We start from the raw sequence: 14510 nt of genomic DNA, 5'->3' as shown, positions 1-14510 counted from the left end.
GGCGGCCATGCAGGCACGGCCCCTTTTTCTTTGCCCGCGCAGCGTCTAAACCGGCCCGTCTGAATTGCGCAATTCGAGCCGGAGCCTGTCCCCCATGAAAGAACGCAGCTGCAAAGTCCTCGTCGTCGGTGGCGGTCCGGGCGGTTATCCCGCCGCGATCCGGGCCGGACAGCTCGGGCTGGATACGGTCATCGTCGACCGCCACGGTCTGGGCGGCACCTGCCTCAATCGTGGCTGCATCCCCTCGAAGGCCTTCATCCACGCCGCGACGAAATTCGAGGAAATGACCCGCCATACCGGCGAGGGCAAGCTCGGCATTTCCATCACCGAAGCGCCGAAACTCGACATGGCAGGACTGGTCGCCTGGAAGGACTCCATCGTTTCCAAACTGACCGGCGGGGTGGCGCAACTCCTCAAAGCCGCCAAGGTCGAAGCGATCAATGGCTGGGCGAAATTCGAGGATGCCAAGACCTGCGTCGTCGAGACCGTCGACGGTGAACCGGTCCGTATCACGGCAGAGAACGTCGTGCTGGCGACAGGCTCAGTGGAAGTCGAACTGCCCTTCCTGCCGTTCGGCGGCAAGGTGATCGGCTCGACCGGCGCGCTCGACCTGCCCGAACTGCCGAAAAAGCTGGTCGTCGTCGGAGCCGGCTATATCGGGCTGGAACTCGGTATCGCCTACCGCAAGTTGGGTTCTGAAGTCACCTTCGTCGAGGCGCTGGACCGCATCCTGCCGCTCTACGACAAGGAAATCACCCGCCCGATCACGCGCTGGCTGAAGGAGCACAAGGTCGACGTCCATCTCGGCTGCAAGGCCAAGGGCGTCACCGAAGAAAACGGCACGGCATTCCTCGAATTCGAGGACGCGAAAGGCGATATGCAGCGCATCGAGGCCGACAATGTTCTCGTCTCGGTCGGCCGCAAGCCGCTGACCGAAGGCTGGGGCCTCGACAAGATGGGCATTCCGCTCACCGGCAAGTTCATCAAGGTCAATGAGCGCTGCGAGACCGGCATGCGGGGCGTTTACGCCATCGGTGACCTGACCGGCGAACCGCTGCTGGCCCACCGCGCCACGGCGCAGGGCGAACGCGTTGCTGAAATCATCGCGGGACATCGTACGGTCTTCGACCCGGTGGCCATCGCCGCGGTCTGCTTTACCGAGCCGGAAGTCGTCGGCGTTGGCATGACGCCTGACGAGGCGAAGGAAAAGGGCGAGACGGTCATCACCGGGAAATTCCCGCTTGCCGCATCGGGGCGTTACCTGTCGATGGAGGCCGGGACCGATGGCGGCTTCGTGCGTGTCACCGCGCGTGAGAGCGACCATGTGATCCTCGGTATCCATGCCGTCGGTCAGCATGTCAGTGAGCTTTCCGGCGAATTCGCGCTCGCCATCGAGATGGGTGCGCGCCTGGAAGACATCGCCGGCACGGTTCACGTCCACCCGACACTGACAGAAGCCTTTGCCGAATCCGCGCTCGCCGCGCTCGGCCACCCGATCCACATCTCGGCGTAACGGCCGGTGGCCTTCGCCTGCGATTTCGACACGGCCTTCCTGCACCGGCTGACGGTGCAGGACGCTGATATCGATTTCATGGGCCATGTGAACAATCTCGTTTATCTCGACTGGGCGGCACGCATGGCGGGCCGCCATTGGGACGCGGTCGCAACCGAGGACATGCGCGCCGCCGGGCTCTGGGTCGTGCTGCGCCACGAGATCGACTATCACCGCGAGTTGAAGCTGGGCGATGATGTCGAATTGCGCACCTGGGTCGCGCCGGTGAAAGGCCTGCGCTGTCCGCGTCATGTCGATATCCGCAAGGCGGGGGCGGGCAAACCGTCAGCCAGTGTTGTCACGACCTGGACCTATATCGACACTGAAACCCGCCGCCCGAAACGCCTGCCAGCGGATGTGCGGGCCCTTTTCGGAATGTAGGCCGGGCCCGGCCAGTGCGGACGCTATAGTCTCCGTCGCTACGCTATCCAATGGCTTGCAAGCCGCCCGGAATCTGCTCCGATACGGGTAATGACACACCATCATGCCCACGCGCCCGGTGAGGGCCACGCCCACTGTCATAGTGTCGGTACCTCGAATGAGCGCCGCGCGCTGATCGCCGCTGTCATTACCGGCACGGTGATGATCGCCGAAGTTATCGGCGGGATCGTTACCGGCTCGCTGGCCCTGCTCGCCGATGCGGCGCACATGCTCGCCGATTGTGCCGCGCTCCTGCTCGCATGGTGGGCCTTTCGCCTGTCCCGCAAGCCGGCCGATGCCTCCCGCACCTATGGTCACGACCGCTTCCAGATCGTTGCGGCTTTCGCCAACGGCGTGACGCTCGCGCTCCTGACACTGTGGATCGTGATCGAGGCCATCGAGCGCACCGCCAGCCCGCAAACCATCGACGGACTGCCGATGACGGTCGTCGCCCTTGTCGGCCTCGCGGCGAACATCGTCGCCTTTGCCGTGCTGCATGGCGGTGACCGGGAAAACCTCAACATGCGCGGGGCGCTGCTTCACGTCGCTGGAGACATTCTCGGCTCGCTGGCCGCCATTATCGCCGGGCTGGTTATCGTCTTCACGGGCTGGCTGCCGATTGACGCCATCCTCTCGATCCTGATCGCACTCCTGCTGGTGCGGGCCGCCTGGTTCCTGATCCGGGATTCGGGGCGCATACTCTTGCAGTCAACGCCAAGCGGCTTTGATCGTGAGGCCGTTCGCGCGGATTTGCAGGCCAGCGTGCCGGGCGTGGCGGACGTGCGCCATATGCATGTCTGGTCGATCACCGAACAGCGCTGCGTGGCGACGCTCAATCTCGTCCTTGCCGACGGAACCGATCCTTGCACCGCCATCTCGGCCCTGAAGGCGCGCATGGCCGAGGCGCACGGCGTCGATCATGTCACGGTCGAAGTTGTGAGGGAATAAGGGCGAGTAGCATTTCTCCTCTCCCCTTTGGGGAACGGAAGAGCGTTTTTCTCCTTCCCCTTGAGGGGGATGTATAACGCTGCGTGCTTCGAGGCTTTCCTGACGGAAAGCACCTCAGCATGAGGAGCGTTTGTGCAGACTACCACCTCATCCTGAGGTGCCCGCGTAGCGGGCCTCGAAGGATAGGAGGCGCGCATCTTGCCGGTTCGCAACCCCTCACCCTGACCCTCTGCCCTTGAAGAACGGGAGAGGGAAATCGCTTACTCTCCCAACACCCGCTCCAGCCACGCCGTCATCGCGGCGTGATCGTAATCAGGTGCGTGTTCGCCGGTCTCCCCGCGAACCGGTGTGTAGGGCGCGCTCGCCTCATCGAGCGCGGCGATCATGTGGTCGGCCTGGCTTTCGGGCACGACCGGATCATCGGCGGAATAGACCATGTAGAGCGGCGGATCACCGGCATCGACATAATGGGTCGGCGAGGCCTGGACCGCGATGGGCGGGCTGGTCTCGTAGTGATTGTCGAGCCCATAGAAGGGCACGCCGACATAATTGGCAACTGTTTGCGCGCCGTACACGTCCACGTTCTCAATGTCGTAGAGATAGAAGGGCGCGGCGAGCGTGACGACGGCCTGAACCGCAGAGGATTGCTGATCGATGGGGTCGACGCCGTTGCCGGGCGCATCATCAATATAAGCGGCCATGGCGGCGAGATTGCCGCCCGAGGAATGCCCCAGAATGCCGATCCGCTCCGGGTCGATGCCAAAGGCTTCCGCGCCTGCGCGCACGAAGCGCACGGCGCGGCGTGTATCCTCGACCGCCGCGGGAAACCGGTTGCCAGGCGAGGACCGGTGGTTGATGACGAAAACCGTGAAGCCTTCGTCGGTCAGGGCCGCGACCGTGCCGCGGATATAATCGCGGCGCGAAAGATCCTTCAGTGGGGGCACCGAGTAGATTTCCGGCATGTACCAGCCCGAACCGGGAATGACGATCACGCCGAGCCCGTTGCTTTCCTCCGGGCCATAGACATCCATCAGCATCGCTGCGCCTGACACCATGCCGTAGATGACATTCTCCCGGGCTGGTGTGAGCTGGTGCTCGTCTTGGGCAATGGCCGCTGCCGACAGGGATATCACGCCAAGGGCGGCAACAAGCAGTCGATTCATTTGTAAACTCTCCAGGAAATGTTCGGACGCATTGTGAACGCCGTTTACCAGCAAGGGAAGGCAGAGTCGGGTGATGATTCGAGACTGATGGTTTCTCCTCCTTCCCCTTGATGGGGAAGGCCTGCCCTCGACTGGATCGGGGGTGGCTGGCGCGTAGCGCCAGACGGAAGGGGTGAGAAACGCAGACGGCAGATCTTCCCACCCCTCCCGGGCCAACGGGCCACCCTCCCCATCAAGGGGAGGGAGGGCGCTATTTCAGCTATCCCAGCCGGTCTTTCAGCCCCAGCCCCTCGGCTGCCTTGTTCAGCTCGCCGAGCGTCACCGGATCAAACGGAATGCCGGTCTGGGCGCGCTTGGCGCGCAGGGCGCGTTCGGGATCGCCCGGCATCAGCACCGGGCTGTCCCAGTCAGCCGGCGGCGAGGCGAGGGCATAGGCCATCATCGCGTCCATCTCGGCCTCCATCGCGTCCGGGTCGCCAAAGGCGTCGGGTTTGAGGAGAATAGAGAGCATGTGGTTCCGGATGCCGCCCCGGCGTTCATTGGCCGGCTGGATCGTGCCGCCGCCGGTCAGTACGCCCGCGAGCAATTCCGCCGCGAAGGCGAGGCCATAGCCCTTGTGGTCGCCCAGCGGGGCGAGCGCGCCTTTCAGTTCAAACCCCTTGAAACCGGACGGATCGTCGGTCGGCATGCCGTTTTCATCGATGATCGCACCGAAGGCGACCCGGTCGCCCCGGTTCGCGGCCACCCGCGCCTTGCCGAGCGCGATGCGGCTGGTCGCCATGTCGAGAAGGAACATCGCCCGCTCCGGTGTCGGCGGAAAGGCGATGCAGACCGGGTTGGTGCCGAAGCGGGCATCGCTGCCGCGATAGGGCGCGACCATCGGGTCGTGATCGGTGACATTGACGAAGTGGATGGAGATCAGCCCGGCCTGCGCCGCCAATTCGCCATAGGCCCCGATCCGCCCCAGATGATGCGCATTCGCGAGCGCGACGATGGCCGAGCCCTGTACCTCGGCACGCGCTGCGCCCTTGGCCATGGCGAAATCACCGGATGGCCGGCCCCATCCGCCCTTGGCGTCGATCTTCAGGATCGCGCCGGTATCGTCCGTGAGGTCTGGTTCAGCGGCGAGGTCCACAAGGCCGCCTTTGGCGTGCTTCACATAGGCCGGCAGAAGCCCGGCCCCGTGGCTGTCATGGCCCGCGAGATTGGCCTCGACCAGTTGAGCGGCGACCTTGCGGGCGTCGCCGTCGCGCGCGCCGGCGGCAATCAGCGCGTCCCGGCAAAAGGCCGACAGCGTCTCGGACGGGATGCGGACATCGTGCGAATCCATGGCGTCATCTTACGCCGTGCCGGTCGATCTGCCACGGGGGGCGTTCAGTCGGTCTTTGCTTCTTCCTCGGGACGCACAGGCGGCGGGGCCCAGGCGCGATCGATGGCATTGTCGGTGCGCGGATCGCGGTCGGAGCGCATCGTCTGTTCCATCAGCTCGTTCTGGCGGCGGGCGATGTCGAGATACTCCGCATTCTCCCAGATCGAGACGCCCTCTTTCCAGGCATTGGCCAGCTTCAACAGCGTCTCACGGTCATGCCGGACGAAGTACCGCGCGGCCTTTTCGGCCTCGAACGGGTGTTCCCCCAGGCCGATGAGGGCGCTGCGTCCGGCGCGGACAGCGGAATCGAACGTCTCGCGGATCATGTCGTCCGCACCCGCAGCATAGAGCTGGTAGACATGGTGGCGGTCCTTGGCGCGCGCGACGATGTGGATGTCGGGCCGTTCGCGGCGGACAAATTTCACCAGCTCGGTGATCTCGTCCTTGTCGTCGATGGCAATGACCATCTGTTTGGCACGCATCAGCCCGGCCGCGTGTAAGAGGTCAGGCCGCGTCGCATCGCCATAGAAGGTCTTGATGCCCAGCTTGCGGACATTCTCGACAAAATCGCTGCGCAACTCGATGACGACCGTCTCCCGCCCTGCCGCGCGCAGCATCCGGTTGATGATCTGGCCGAAGCGGCCATGCCCGGCGATAATCGTCGTGCCCTGGGTGTCGATCGTATCGGAACCGGTATCTCGGCCGGCCACCATGCGCTTGGCGATCAGCTGATCGTAAACGATGAACAGCACCGGCGTCAGTAGCATGGAGAGCGCGACGACGAGCGACAGTGTCTGACGCAGATCGTCCGGGATGATCCCGTTCTGGATGGTAAAGCTCAAGAGCACGAAGCCGAACTCGCCCGCCTGCGCCAGGCCCAGCGTCATCAGCCAGCGGTCACGCCGGGGCAGGCCGAACACCATCGCCAGTCCGAACAGGACCGCTGCCTTGATGGCGATCAGGCCCGCCGTCAGCCCGGCGATAGTCGCGAAATCTCCAAAGAGCACATCGAAATTCACCCCCGCCCCGACGGTGATGAAGAAGAGACCGAGCAGGAGGCCCTTGAACGGCTCGATGTCGGATTCCAGCTCATGCCGGTATTCCGAATTGGCCAGCACCACACCTGCCAGGAACGTCCCGAGCGCGGGCGAGAGACCGACGAGCGTCATCAGGAGGGCGATGGCGATAACGAGAAACAGCGCCGTCGCAGTGAACATCTCGCGCAGTTTCGAGCGGGCGATGAAGCCAAAGAGCGGCCGGCTGAGGAAATGCCCGCCCAGCACAACCGCCGCGATAGCGGCCAGCACGACCGGGCCATAGGCCCAGCCGGGCAGTTGATCGACGAGGCTGAGGCTCGCGCCATGTCCGCCGCCTTCGCCGTGATCAGAAGCTGCGCCATGGGGGTCGGCTGCGGCATGGGCGAGGTCTTCCGCGCCGCCGCCCATCAGTTCGGGCATCGCCAGCAGCGGCAGGAAGGCGAGCATCGGGATGACGGCGATGTCCTGGAACAGGAGGACCGAGAAGCTCGCCTGTCCGCCCTCAGTCTTGGTCAGGTCCTTCTCGCCGAGTGTTTGCAGCACGATGGCGGTCGAGGAGAGCGAGAACATCAGACCGATGGCCAGCGCCACGGACCAGGTCAGCCCCATCGCCATTGCGCCTCCAGTGATCAGGGCCGCACTTAACACGACCTGCAGACCGCCAAGCCCGACGAGACGGCGGCGCATGTCCCACAGATTTTTCGGTTCGAGCTCTAGCCCGACAAGGAACAGCATCATCACGACACCGAACTCGGCGAAGTGCTGGAGGTCCTCGGTCTCGCTGCCGACAAGGCCGGCGACCGGGCCGATGACGACACCGGCGATGAGATAGCCCAGCACCGACCCCAGCCCGAGCCGCTTGGCGATCGGCACGGCAATGACCGCGGCGGTCAGATAGATGAAGGCCTGGAAGAGAAAACTGTCCATGCCCCTCAGCCCTCCCGGATTAGTTTGGCGAGCCCGTCATTGAGACGGGGGCGGGCCTGGGCGGCCTTGATGTCGAGCGTACCATCGCGCAGGGCCCGCAACAGGCGCAGCCAGTCGGCGCGGTGCGTGTCAGCCAGCCCTTCCTCGGCGGCATGGCGCGACCGGTAGAGCGCAAAGGGCGGCAGCCAGGTCATGCCGCACAGATGCGCGGTCGCTTCCATCGGGTAGAGCAGCTCGGCCAGTGTGCGCCGGTTATAGCCCCTGGCACGATAGGCCACTTCCGGGGCACCGGCGGTGACGGCATTGAAAAAGATCTTGCCGTTCAAGGCATCGCCGCCTTCGCCATAGGCAAAGCCGTGTTCCAGCACGAGGTCTTGCCATTCCTTCAGCAGGGCCGGTGTCGAATACCAGTAGAAAGGGTGCTGGAAGATGATGGCGTCGTGGCGGCGCAAACGCTCCTGCTCGCGATCGATATCGATCTCGTAGCGCGGGTACTCGGCGTAGAGGTCGACCGCGGTCACGCCCGCCAGTCCGCTGGCCGCCTCGAACAGCCAGCGATTGACGTGCGAGCTGCGCTGGGCCGGGTGAGCGTAAAGGACAAGGATGCGCCGCAGCGGCAGTGTTTCGTCATCCTTGTCCGTATCATCCATGGCCACTTGCTCCTGCGCCCCGCGAATCCCGAGCCGCAGTCTAGCCGCTACACCGTCTTGCGCGATACGGCATCGGCGCGTATATCGCTCCTCCGCGGTGCGCCAAGGCGGACCCGATGCCTCTTGGGGCGGAGTAGCTCAGCTGGTTAGAGCAGCGGAATCATAATCCGCGTGTCGGGAGTTCAAGTCTCTCCTCCGCTACCATTTCTCCGGCTCCCGGTATTTGGGTCGCTCTAAATTGGCCCCCCCTTTCCCAGCGCGCGTTAACCCCCTCTCTACCAAAACCGGGTGATGACAGCGTATTCGCCGGTACCGCGACCGATTCAGGGCCTGCCGGACGTTCTGCCCGCGCGCCTGAAACCGGCCGGGCTTGATATGGAGACCCGCCCTGTCGCGCGCCAATACTCAGCCCCCCAGATCCCGGTCCGGCCACGCGAGTGCCTTGCGTGCGGTGCCGTCTGCCGCTCCACCGGGCGGAGATGATCCGGCCGAGGACCGGGATGCGGCGATTCGCGCGATCCGCTACGAGGCTTATTACCGCAGCAGCCGCGGGGCGGTGTTGTTCAACATTGTTGCCGCGCTCCTGCTGGCTGTGGCGCTGTATGGCCAGATTCCGCTCGCAGCACTGATCGCCTGGACTGCAGCAGTCACATTGGTATCCGCAGGCCGGTTTGCGTCACTCACCGCGCTGCTGAAACTGGGGGGCGGCCGTGCGCTCGACGCGGCCTGCCTGACGATGACGGTCCTCACGGGCGTGCTGTGGGGCACCATCATCTTCCTGATCCCAGCGGGTCAGGACACGATGGCCAATTCGGCCATCATTCTGGTCATCGTCGGCATCACCGCGGGCGGCGCGATCTCGTCGGCAGCGCGGCCGATGGCCTCCATCCTCTACAACTTCCCGCCACTGGCGGGGCTAGCGCTCTACTATGCCGCTCAAGGCGGGGTGACGGGCTATGTCATGTGCGCGCTGGTGATGATCTTCTTCGCCGCCGCCTACCGGCTGTCAAAGACTGGTGAAACCACCCTGGTCAAGGCATTGGAGAACAACCAGGACCTGGATGCCGCGCGTAAGCGGGTCGAAAGCCAGGCCCGTGCGCTGAAGGAATTGGCCCGCCGGCACGAAACGGCGGCACGCCGGGCCGAGGATGCCACCCAGGTCAAATCCTCTTTTCTTGCCAGTATCAGCCAGGAAATCCGCACCCCCCTTAATGGCATGATGAGCGTGGCCATGAGTCTGGAGGGCGAGGACGGCCTGTCCCAGCGCCAGCGTACCAAGGTCCGCACGCTGCGCGAGGCCGGTGACATGCTGGTACGTCTGGTCGGCGACCTGATGGATTTCTCGAAGATCGAATCCGGTCGAATGGCGCTGGTTCCCGGCCCGATGACAATGGGCGGAATCGCCCACGACGTCGAGACCATGTGGGCCGAACGCGCGACCGCGCGATCCCTGAATTTCACGGTCAGCTGCACCGGGTCAGCGGACACCCTGCTTGAGGGCGATGCCGCGCGCCTGAAACAGGTTTTGTTCAACTTCATCTCCAACGCGTTCAGATTCACGCGCACGGGCAGTATTGCCGTCAAGCTTTCGCTGGCCGAAGAGGGCGGACGCGGGCGGCTGCGTGCTGAAGTCCACGATACCGGGACCGGAGTTCCGCGCGAGGCGCAAGGCCGCCTGTTCCAGGGTTTCTCGCAGTTTGAAGCCGGGACGGGCCGTCCGGAAGGAACCGGTCTTGGCCTGATGATTTCACGTCGGCTCATGGAGATGATGGGCGGTGCCATCGGGCATATGCCCGCCGAAGGCGGCGGATCGGTATTCTGGTTCGAGGCCGAACTCCCTGCCGCGGGACAGCAGGCTGCACCGAAGGACGCGGCAGAGCGCCCGGCCGAGCCGGCCGCCGCCATTCGCCCGTCACCGCCGGCCGCGCGTGCCACGGAGGACGCTGCGCCGGCCGAGGCCGTGCCTCGTCCCTTGCGGATACTTGCTGCCGAGGACAACGCGATCAACCGCTCGGTTCTGGAAGGATTCCTGATGTCCCAGGGCTGGTCGGTCGACTTCGCCGAGAACGGCCAGGAAGCCGTCGAGGCGGCCCACGCGCGGGCCTATGACGTGATCCTGATGGACATGCGCATGCCGGTCATGGACGGCCTGGCCGCCACCCGTGCCATTCGCGACCTGCCGACCACGGCCTCAATGACACCGATCGTCGCGCTGACGGCCAATGCGCGCCCCGAGGACGAAGCGGCCTGCCTTGGCGCAGGCATGGACGGTTATGTCTCCAAGCCCATCGACGCACGTCGCCTGTTTGGTGCGATCAGTCAGGCGGTCAACGGCGGCTCAGAGGCCGCTGCACCGGCGGCAAAACGCGCCTAGCCCCTCGTCTCGGCAACGACCCATGCGGCGAAATTGGCGCATGTCGCGCCGTCCAGCGCCGGGATGCCGACAATGGCGGGCGTGTCATAGGGATGCAGTGCGCTGACCCGGTCCCGGACCGCGCTGGCCCGGCCAGCCCCGGTTTTCAGGATCATCACGGTTTCAGCCTCGGCCTGAACCTCACCTTCCCAGCGAAAGACCGAGCGCCCCGCCGGGAAGATATTCGCACAGGCAATCAGCCTCTCTTCCAGCAGGGTATGGGCTGCATTCTCCGCGAGGGCGGCATCCGGCCATGTGGTGTAGATCAGTTGTAGCTCTGCCATTGCTGCACCTCCGGGGCTATATAGGCGCGCCATGACGACGAAGACCACACCAACAGGCGGCGGTGCGCTGGTCCTGCATTCCGGCGGACAGGATTCCGCCGTGTGCCTGGCCTGGGCGCTGGACCGGTTCGAGACCGTCGAGACGGTCGGTTTTGACTATGGCCAGCGCCACGAGGTCGAGATGACGGCACGTATGGCTGTACGCGAGGCCCTTCTGGACGCCTTTCCGCGCTGGCGTGACCGTTTGGGGCAGGACCACCGTGTCGACCTGTCGGGCTATGGCGCGATCGCAGAAAGCGCGCTCACCGCCGACCGCGAGATCGAGTGGCGTGATGGCAGCCTGCCGTCGACCTTCGTACCGGGACGCAATCTGGTGTTCTTTACCGTGGCCGGAGCCATTGCCTGGCGGCGGGGGCTGACGACGCTTGTCGGTGGCATGTGCGAGACGGACTATTCCGGCTATCCGGATTGCCGACGGGACACGCTGGACGCGACACAGACCATGCTCCGGCTCGGCCTGGACATGCCGCTCGGTATCGAGACACCGCTCATGCATCTCGACAAGGCCGAGACCTGGGCCCTGGCTGACGCGATTGGCGGAGAGCGGCTGGTCGAGCTGATCCGCACCGAAACCCATTCCTGCTATCGCGGGGACCGAAGCCATCTTCACGCCTGGGGCTATGGCTGCGGCGACTGTCCGGCCTGCGATCTCCGGGAAAAGGGCTGGGCGCGCTGGGCACAAGGGCAGGCGGACACATGACCTACTCGGTGAAGGAAATCTTCCTGACCGTGCAAGGCGAGGGCGGACAGGCCGGCTGTCCGGCGGTTTTCATGCGCTTTGCCGGCTGTAATCTGTGGTCCGGTCGCGAACAGGACCGGCACAAGGCGGTCTGCAAATTCTGCGACACCGACTTTATCGGTACGGATGGGCCGGGCGGCGGCAAGTTTGACACGCCGGAAGACCTGGCGACGGCGGCCAGTGCACACTGGCCGGGCGGCGGGCGGAAACTGGTTGTCTGCACCGGCGGGGAGCCGCTCCTCCAGCTCGACCCGCCCCTGATCGCCGCGCTGAAGGCCGAAGGCTTCTCCATCGCCATCGAGACCAACGGAACCCTGGCGGCTCCGGACGGGATTGACTGGATCACGGTCAGCCCGAAATCCACAGCTTCCCTCGTCCAGACCAGCGGACAGGAATTGAAGCTCGTCTACCCGCAGGCCGATTGCGCGCCGGAGCAATTCGAGCATCTCGATTTCGAGCGGTTTTCGCTCCAGCCCATGGACGGACCGGCGCAAATGGAAAACGCCAGAGCGGCATACGCCTATTGTCTGGCGCATCCACTCTGGCGTTTAAGCCTTCAGACCCACAAATGGATCGGCGCGCCCTGACGGGTCACGCCGGTCCGGCCGGTTACATGCCCGAACGGGCCGCTTCGGCGAGGCTGTCAGACAGGCGCATCGCGAACCGGTCAAAGGTCCGGAACGTGTCCGTCCACGTGCTGGAATACTGGGCGAAGCGGATATCTGTGCCCGACCAGTCGTATTCATACGTCGCCAGAACCGCACCGTCAGCGGTGCGCAGTTCAGCGGTCACTTCCGCGCCACCCAGGCCGAAGCTGCGGAAGTCGAGGCCCGGCTGACGGCCCATCTGGGCGAAGGTCGGCCGGTTCGGCGTGGCATCTTCAATGGTGACGTAGAGCAGGGCCGCAGCCGATGTGTCGGTGCCCAGCCAACCGGCTTCAGCGAGTTCGCGGGACAGGTCGTCATGCAGACGGCCGGTCAGACGATCGATCTCGCGCGCGCCGTACTCGTCGGCCTTCTCGGCCAATTCAGCACCGACAGTGATATCGGCGATGATGATCGGACCCTGGGGTTCGGCCGCATAGCTGGCGTCGAAATCCTGAAGGGCAATCGCCGGAGCCGACAACGCGGCAGCGGCGAGAATTGCGGATAGCCATTTGGTCATGTGGGGCTCCTTGTTAGCTGGTCCCTCCCGCTTACGTAGTAAGCATAGCAGGTTTCGCCAGTCTTGTCCGGTGTGTCGCCGATCACGATTTGCGACGGCTAGCGGCGGTCGCGGCGGCGCTCCGTGTCCTCGTCTTCGTCGTCGTCTTCACCGTCTCCGGGGATGGCCGCGCGCACGACGGCTTCCCCGGCATTGCCGGCAGTTTCCAGCGCGGTGCCGGTCACACTGATCGCCGTACCGGCGACCAGCGCGGTACCGCCAATAACCAGGCATCCGGACAGGGCCGGGGTCGCGAGTAGCAGCAGGAGAAAGGCAAGGCGGCGCGTGCGCATGGGTCGGGCTCCATTCGAATCAGCTTGGCCCAGCCTTGGCGGCAAAGGTTTTCCGGGGTGTGAACGGGGCTGCGCCCTAGTCGCGGGCGATACGAACGTCCAGCGCGTCGCCGCTGCGGATATGGACATCGCGTTGCGGAAACGGGAATTCGACCCCGTTATCCTTGAAGCTCTGCCAGATCGCGACGAGGACTTCGCTGGAGACATTGTTGACGCCCTGGCCGGGGTCGGCGATCCAGAAGCGGACTTCCAGGTCGATGGAATTGTCCCCGAACCCGCGCAGCAGGCATTTCACCTTGGGTGAGGACAGCACGCGGGGCACGGTTTCGGCGGCTTCCACGACCAGATCCATCGCCTTGACGATATCGGTATCATAGGACACCCCGACCGCCCGCTTGATCCGAACCGCATGGTCGGAGAAGGACCAGTTGATCACCTTGGTGGTGATGAATTCTTCATTCGGGATGAGGTGTTCCATCCCGTCGCGCGTAATCACCGAGGCGAAGCGCATGCCCAGCGAATTGACCCGGCCATAGGTCTCATCAAGTGTGATGACGTCCCCGGGCTTGATCGACCGGTCGAGCAGCAGGATCACGCCCGAGACGAGGTTCGAGAAGATCTTCTGCAGCCCGAAGCCGATACCCAGACCGACCGCACCGGAGAAGATGGCCAGCGCGCCCAGCGGGATGCCGAGGCTCGAAACCGCGAGGAGGACGGCCGTTGCGAGCAGGGCGACCTGGACCGTTTTGCCGATCAGCAGGCGGGCTGACGGGTTGAGGCTCGGCAGCTTGTTGATCCGTCCGCTGAGGACGGCCGCCAGCCGGGATGCCAGCCAGTAAAGGACGACCAGCAGGATCACGGCCTGGATGGCCGAGAGGACGGACACGCGTCCGCCACCAATCGGTCCGCCAATCGAATCGAGGAACCCTGTCGTAGGTGCGAGCCAGCCCAGTATGTTCATCGCCGCGACCGTCCAGCCGACTATGGCTGCGGTTCGGGACCAGAAAGGCTCGGTAATCAGCGCTGTCAGCAGGCGGATGATCGCCCAGGCCCCGACGAGGTTGGCCCCAAGCCGGACGAAGAAATGATCAATCCCCGCCTGGATGAAGACATAAAGTACGGCCGAGAGGAAGACGTAGGCGAGCGCCGGGCCGATGACCGGGGTCAGGATGCGGATGACGTTGACCTTGTGCCGCTCCAGAACCGGGAAGCTGAACAGGCGTTCGAGGAATTTCGCGATCTGCTTGCGCAGCGCAAAGGCCAGGATCGCTGCAAAGACGATGGCCCCGGCCTGGAAGGCGAAGTCGGCGCTCAGCGCCTGCTCGCGGGCCCAGTTCCAGACCGCTTCGGCGCGCGACCGCCACACTTCCGGATCACGCAGCGCGTCCAGATCGGGCGGTTCGATTTCCGGTGCCGGCAGTGTGGTCATTCAGACAGCCTTGTTGCGCTGTC

General features: G+C 64.6%; 14 protein-coding genes and 1 tRNA gene. 7 read left to right on the top strand and 8 right to left on the bottom strand.

Annotated elements, in window-relative coordinates; all coding sequences use genetic code 11:
- Nucleotides 1-94: 94 nt before the first annotated feature.
- The 3 genes from lpdA (at nt 95) to V0U35_RS05735 (ending at nt 2920) form a co-directional block, all read left to right on the top strand.
- Nucleotides 95-1513 (top strand): dihydrolipoyl dehydrogenase, encoded by a 1419-nt coding sequence (gene lpdA, locus V0U35_RS05745; protein ID WP_330195717.1) that lies wholly within the window; start codon nt 95-97, stop codon nt 1511-1513.
- Between the two features lie 6 nt (nt 1514-1519).
- Complete coding sequence (locus V0U35_RS05740) at nt 1520-1933, top strand: acyl-CoA thioesterase (RefSeq protein ID WP_330195716.1); 414 nt, start codon at nt 1520-1522, stop codon at nt 1931-1933.
- Between the two features lie 90 nt (nt 1934-2023).
- Nucleotides 2024-2920 carry a cation diffusion facilitator family transporter gene (locus V0U35_RS05735; protein WP_330195715.1) on the top strand — a complete coding sequence of 299 codons (897 nt, stop codon included), beginning with the start codon at nt 2024-2026 and terminating at the stop codon, nt 2918-2920.
- A gap of 260 nt (nt 2921-3180) precedes the next feature.
- Here the strand turns inward: V0U35_RS05735 and V0U35_RS05730 are convergent, their stop codons facing one another.
- From V0U35_RS05730 to V0U35_RS05715, 4 genes are all read right to left on the bottom strand, one after another.
- A complete protein-coding gene (locus V0U35_RS05730; protein ID WP_330195714.1) occupies nt 3181-4083 on the bottom strand; it encodes an alpha/beta fold hydrolase in 903 nt (300 codons plus the stop codon).
- A gap of 259 nt (nt 4084-4342) precedes the next feature.
- Entirely contained in the window at nt 4343-5413 is a 1071-nt protein-coding gene (locus V0U35_RS05725; protein ID WP_330195713.1) for a malate/lactate/ureidoglycolate dehydrogenase, read from the bottom strand.
- Between the two features lie 44 nt (nt 5414-5457).
- Nucleotides 5458-7416, bottom strand: a complete 1959-nt coding sequence (locus tag V0U35_RS05720; protein WP_330195712.1) for a cation:proton antiporter domain-containing protein — start codon at nt 7414-7416, stop codon at nt 5458-5460.
- A gap of 5 nt (nt 7417-7421) precedes the next feature.
- Nucleotides 7422-8066 (bottom strand): NAD(P)H-dependent oxidoreductase, encoded by a 645-nt coding sequence (locus V0U35_RS05715; protein ID WP_330195711.1) that lies wholly within the window; start codon nt 8064-8066, stop codon nt 7422-7424.
- A gap of 127 nt (nt 8067-8193) precedes the next feature.
- Between V0U35_RS05715 and V0U35_RS05710 the strand changes: the two genes are divergently transcribed.
- Nucleotides 8194-8270 (top strand) — tRNA-Met (locus V0U35_RS05710).
- A gap of 247 nt (nt 8271-8517) precedes the next feature.
- On the top strand, nt 8518-10440 hold the full coding sequence (locus V0U35_RS05705) for a response regulator (RefSeq protein WP_330196107.1): 1923 nt from the start codon (nt 8518-8520) through the stop codon (nt 10438-10440).
- On the opposite strand, the gene cutA is transcribed toward V0U35_RS05705, so the two are convergent.
- Nucleotides 10437-10763, bottom strand: coding sequence for a divalent-cation tolerance protein CutA (gene cutA / locus V0U35_RS05700; RefSeq protein ID WP_330195710.1), 327 nt, complete (start codon nt 10761-10763; stop codon nt 10437-10439). The two genes, V0U35_RS05705 and cutA, sit on opposite strands and share 4 nt — an antisense overlap.
- A 31-nt stretch (nt 10764-10794) precedes the next feature.
- Between cutA and queC the strand changes: the two genes are divergently transcribed.
- The gene (gene queC / locus V0U35_RS05695) at nt 10795-11523 is read left to right on the top strand and encodes a 7-cyano-7-deazaguanine synthase QueC (protein WP_330195709.1); all 729 of its coding nucleotides are present in this window, start codon (nt 10795-10797) and stop codon (nt 11521-11523) included.
- Entirely contained in the window at nt 11520-12149 is a 630-nt protein-coding gene (gene queE / locus V0U35_RS05690) for a 7-carboxy-7-deazaguanine synthase (RefSeq protein ID WP_330195708.1), read from the top strand. The genes queC and queE overlap by 4 nt, the downstream gene beginning before the upstream one ends.
- A gap of 22 nt (nt 12150-12171) precedes the next feature.
- On the opposite strand, the gene V0U35_RS05685 is transcribed toward queE, so the two are convergent.
- From V0U35_RS05685 to V0U35_RS05675, 3 genes are all read right to left on the bottom strand, one after another.
- Complete coding sequence (locus V0U35_RS05685) at nt 12172-12726, bottom strand: hypothetical protein (protein WP_330195707.1); 555 nt, start codon at nt 12724-12726, stop codon at nt 12172-12174.
- 98 nt (nt 12727-12824) lie between these two features.
- Nucleotides 12825-13058 (bottom strand): hypothetical protein, encoded by a 234-nt coding sequence (locus V0U35_RS05680; RefSeq protein ID WP_330195706.1) that lies wholly within the window; start codon nt 13056-13058, stop codon nt 12825-12827.
- Nucleotides 13059-13134: 76 nt separating this feature from the next.
- Nucleotides 13135-14487, bottom strand: coding sequence for a mechanosensitive ion channel family protein (locus V0U35_RS05675; protein WP_330195705.1), 1353 nt, complete (start codon nt 14485-14487; stop codon nt 13135-13137).
- Nucleotides 14488-14510 lie beyond the last annotated feature (23 nt).

Origin of the sequence: Hyphobacterium marinum (assembly GCF_036330325.1) — a bacterium.
GTDB classification, from domain to species: domain Bacteria; phylum Pseudomonadota; class Alphaproteobacteria; order Caulobacterales; family Maricaulaceae; genus Hyphobacterium; species Hyphobacterium marinum.
Note: the sequence above shows the minus strand (reverse complement) of the source record. Positions and strands in the feature narration are given on the sequence as shown.

What these genes read in the sequence shown, in the direction of transcription:
- lpdA (WP_330195717.1), top strand. Translation starts at nt 95, where the DNA reads ATGAAAGAACGCAGCTGCAAAGTCCTCGTCGTCGGTGGCGGTCCGGGC.
- V0U35_RS05735 (WP_330195715.1), top strand. Translation starts at nt 2,024, where the DNA reads ATGACACACCATCATGCCCACGCGCCCGGTGAGGGCCACGCCCACTGT.
- V0U35_RS05730 (WP_330195714.1), bottom strand. Translation starts at nt 4,083, where the DNA reads ATGAATCGACTGCTTGTTGCCGCCCTTGGCGTGATATCCCTGTCGGCA.
- V0U35_RS05725 (WP_330195713.1), bottom strand. Translation starts at nt 5,413, where the DNA reads ATGGATTCGCACGATGTCCGCATCCCGTCCGAGACGCTGTCGGCCTTT.
- V0U35_RS05720 (WP_330195712.1), bottom strand. Translation starts at nt 7,416, where the DNA reads ATGGACAGTTTTCTCTTCCAGGCCTTCATCTATCTGACCGCCGCGGTC.
- V0U35_RS05715 (WP_330195711.1), bottom strand. Translation starts at nt 8,066, where the DNA reads ATGGATGATACGGACAAGGATGACGAAACACTGCCGCTGCGGCGCATC.
- cutA (WP_330195710.1), bottom strand. Translation starts at nt 10,763, where the DNA reads ATGGCAGAGCTACAACTGATCTACACCACATGGCCGGATGCCGCCCTC.
- queC (WP_330195709.1), top strand. Translation starts at nt 10,795, where the DNA reads ATGACGACGAAGACCACACCAACAGGCGGCGGTGCGCTGGTCCTGCAT.
- queE (WP_330195708.1), top strand. Translation starts at nt 11,520, where the DNA reads ATGACCTACTCGGTGAAGGAAATCTTCCTGACCGTGCAAGGCGAGGGC.
- V0U35_RS05685 (WP_330195707.1), bottom strand. Translation starts at nt 12,726, where the DNA reads ATGACCAAATGGCTATCCGCAATTCTCGCCGCTGCCGCGTTGTCGGCT.
- V0U35_RS05680 (WP_330195706.1), bottom strand. Translation starts at nt 13,058, where the DNA reads ATGCGCACGCGCCGCCTTGCCTTTCTCCTGCTGCTACTCGCGACCCCG.
- V0U35_RS05675 (WP_330195705.1), bottom strand. Translation starts at nt 14,487, where the DNA reads ATGACCACACTGCCGGCACCGGAAATCGAACCGCCCGATCTGGACGCG.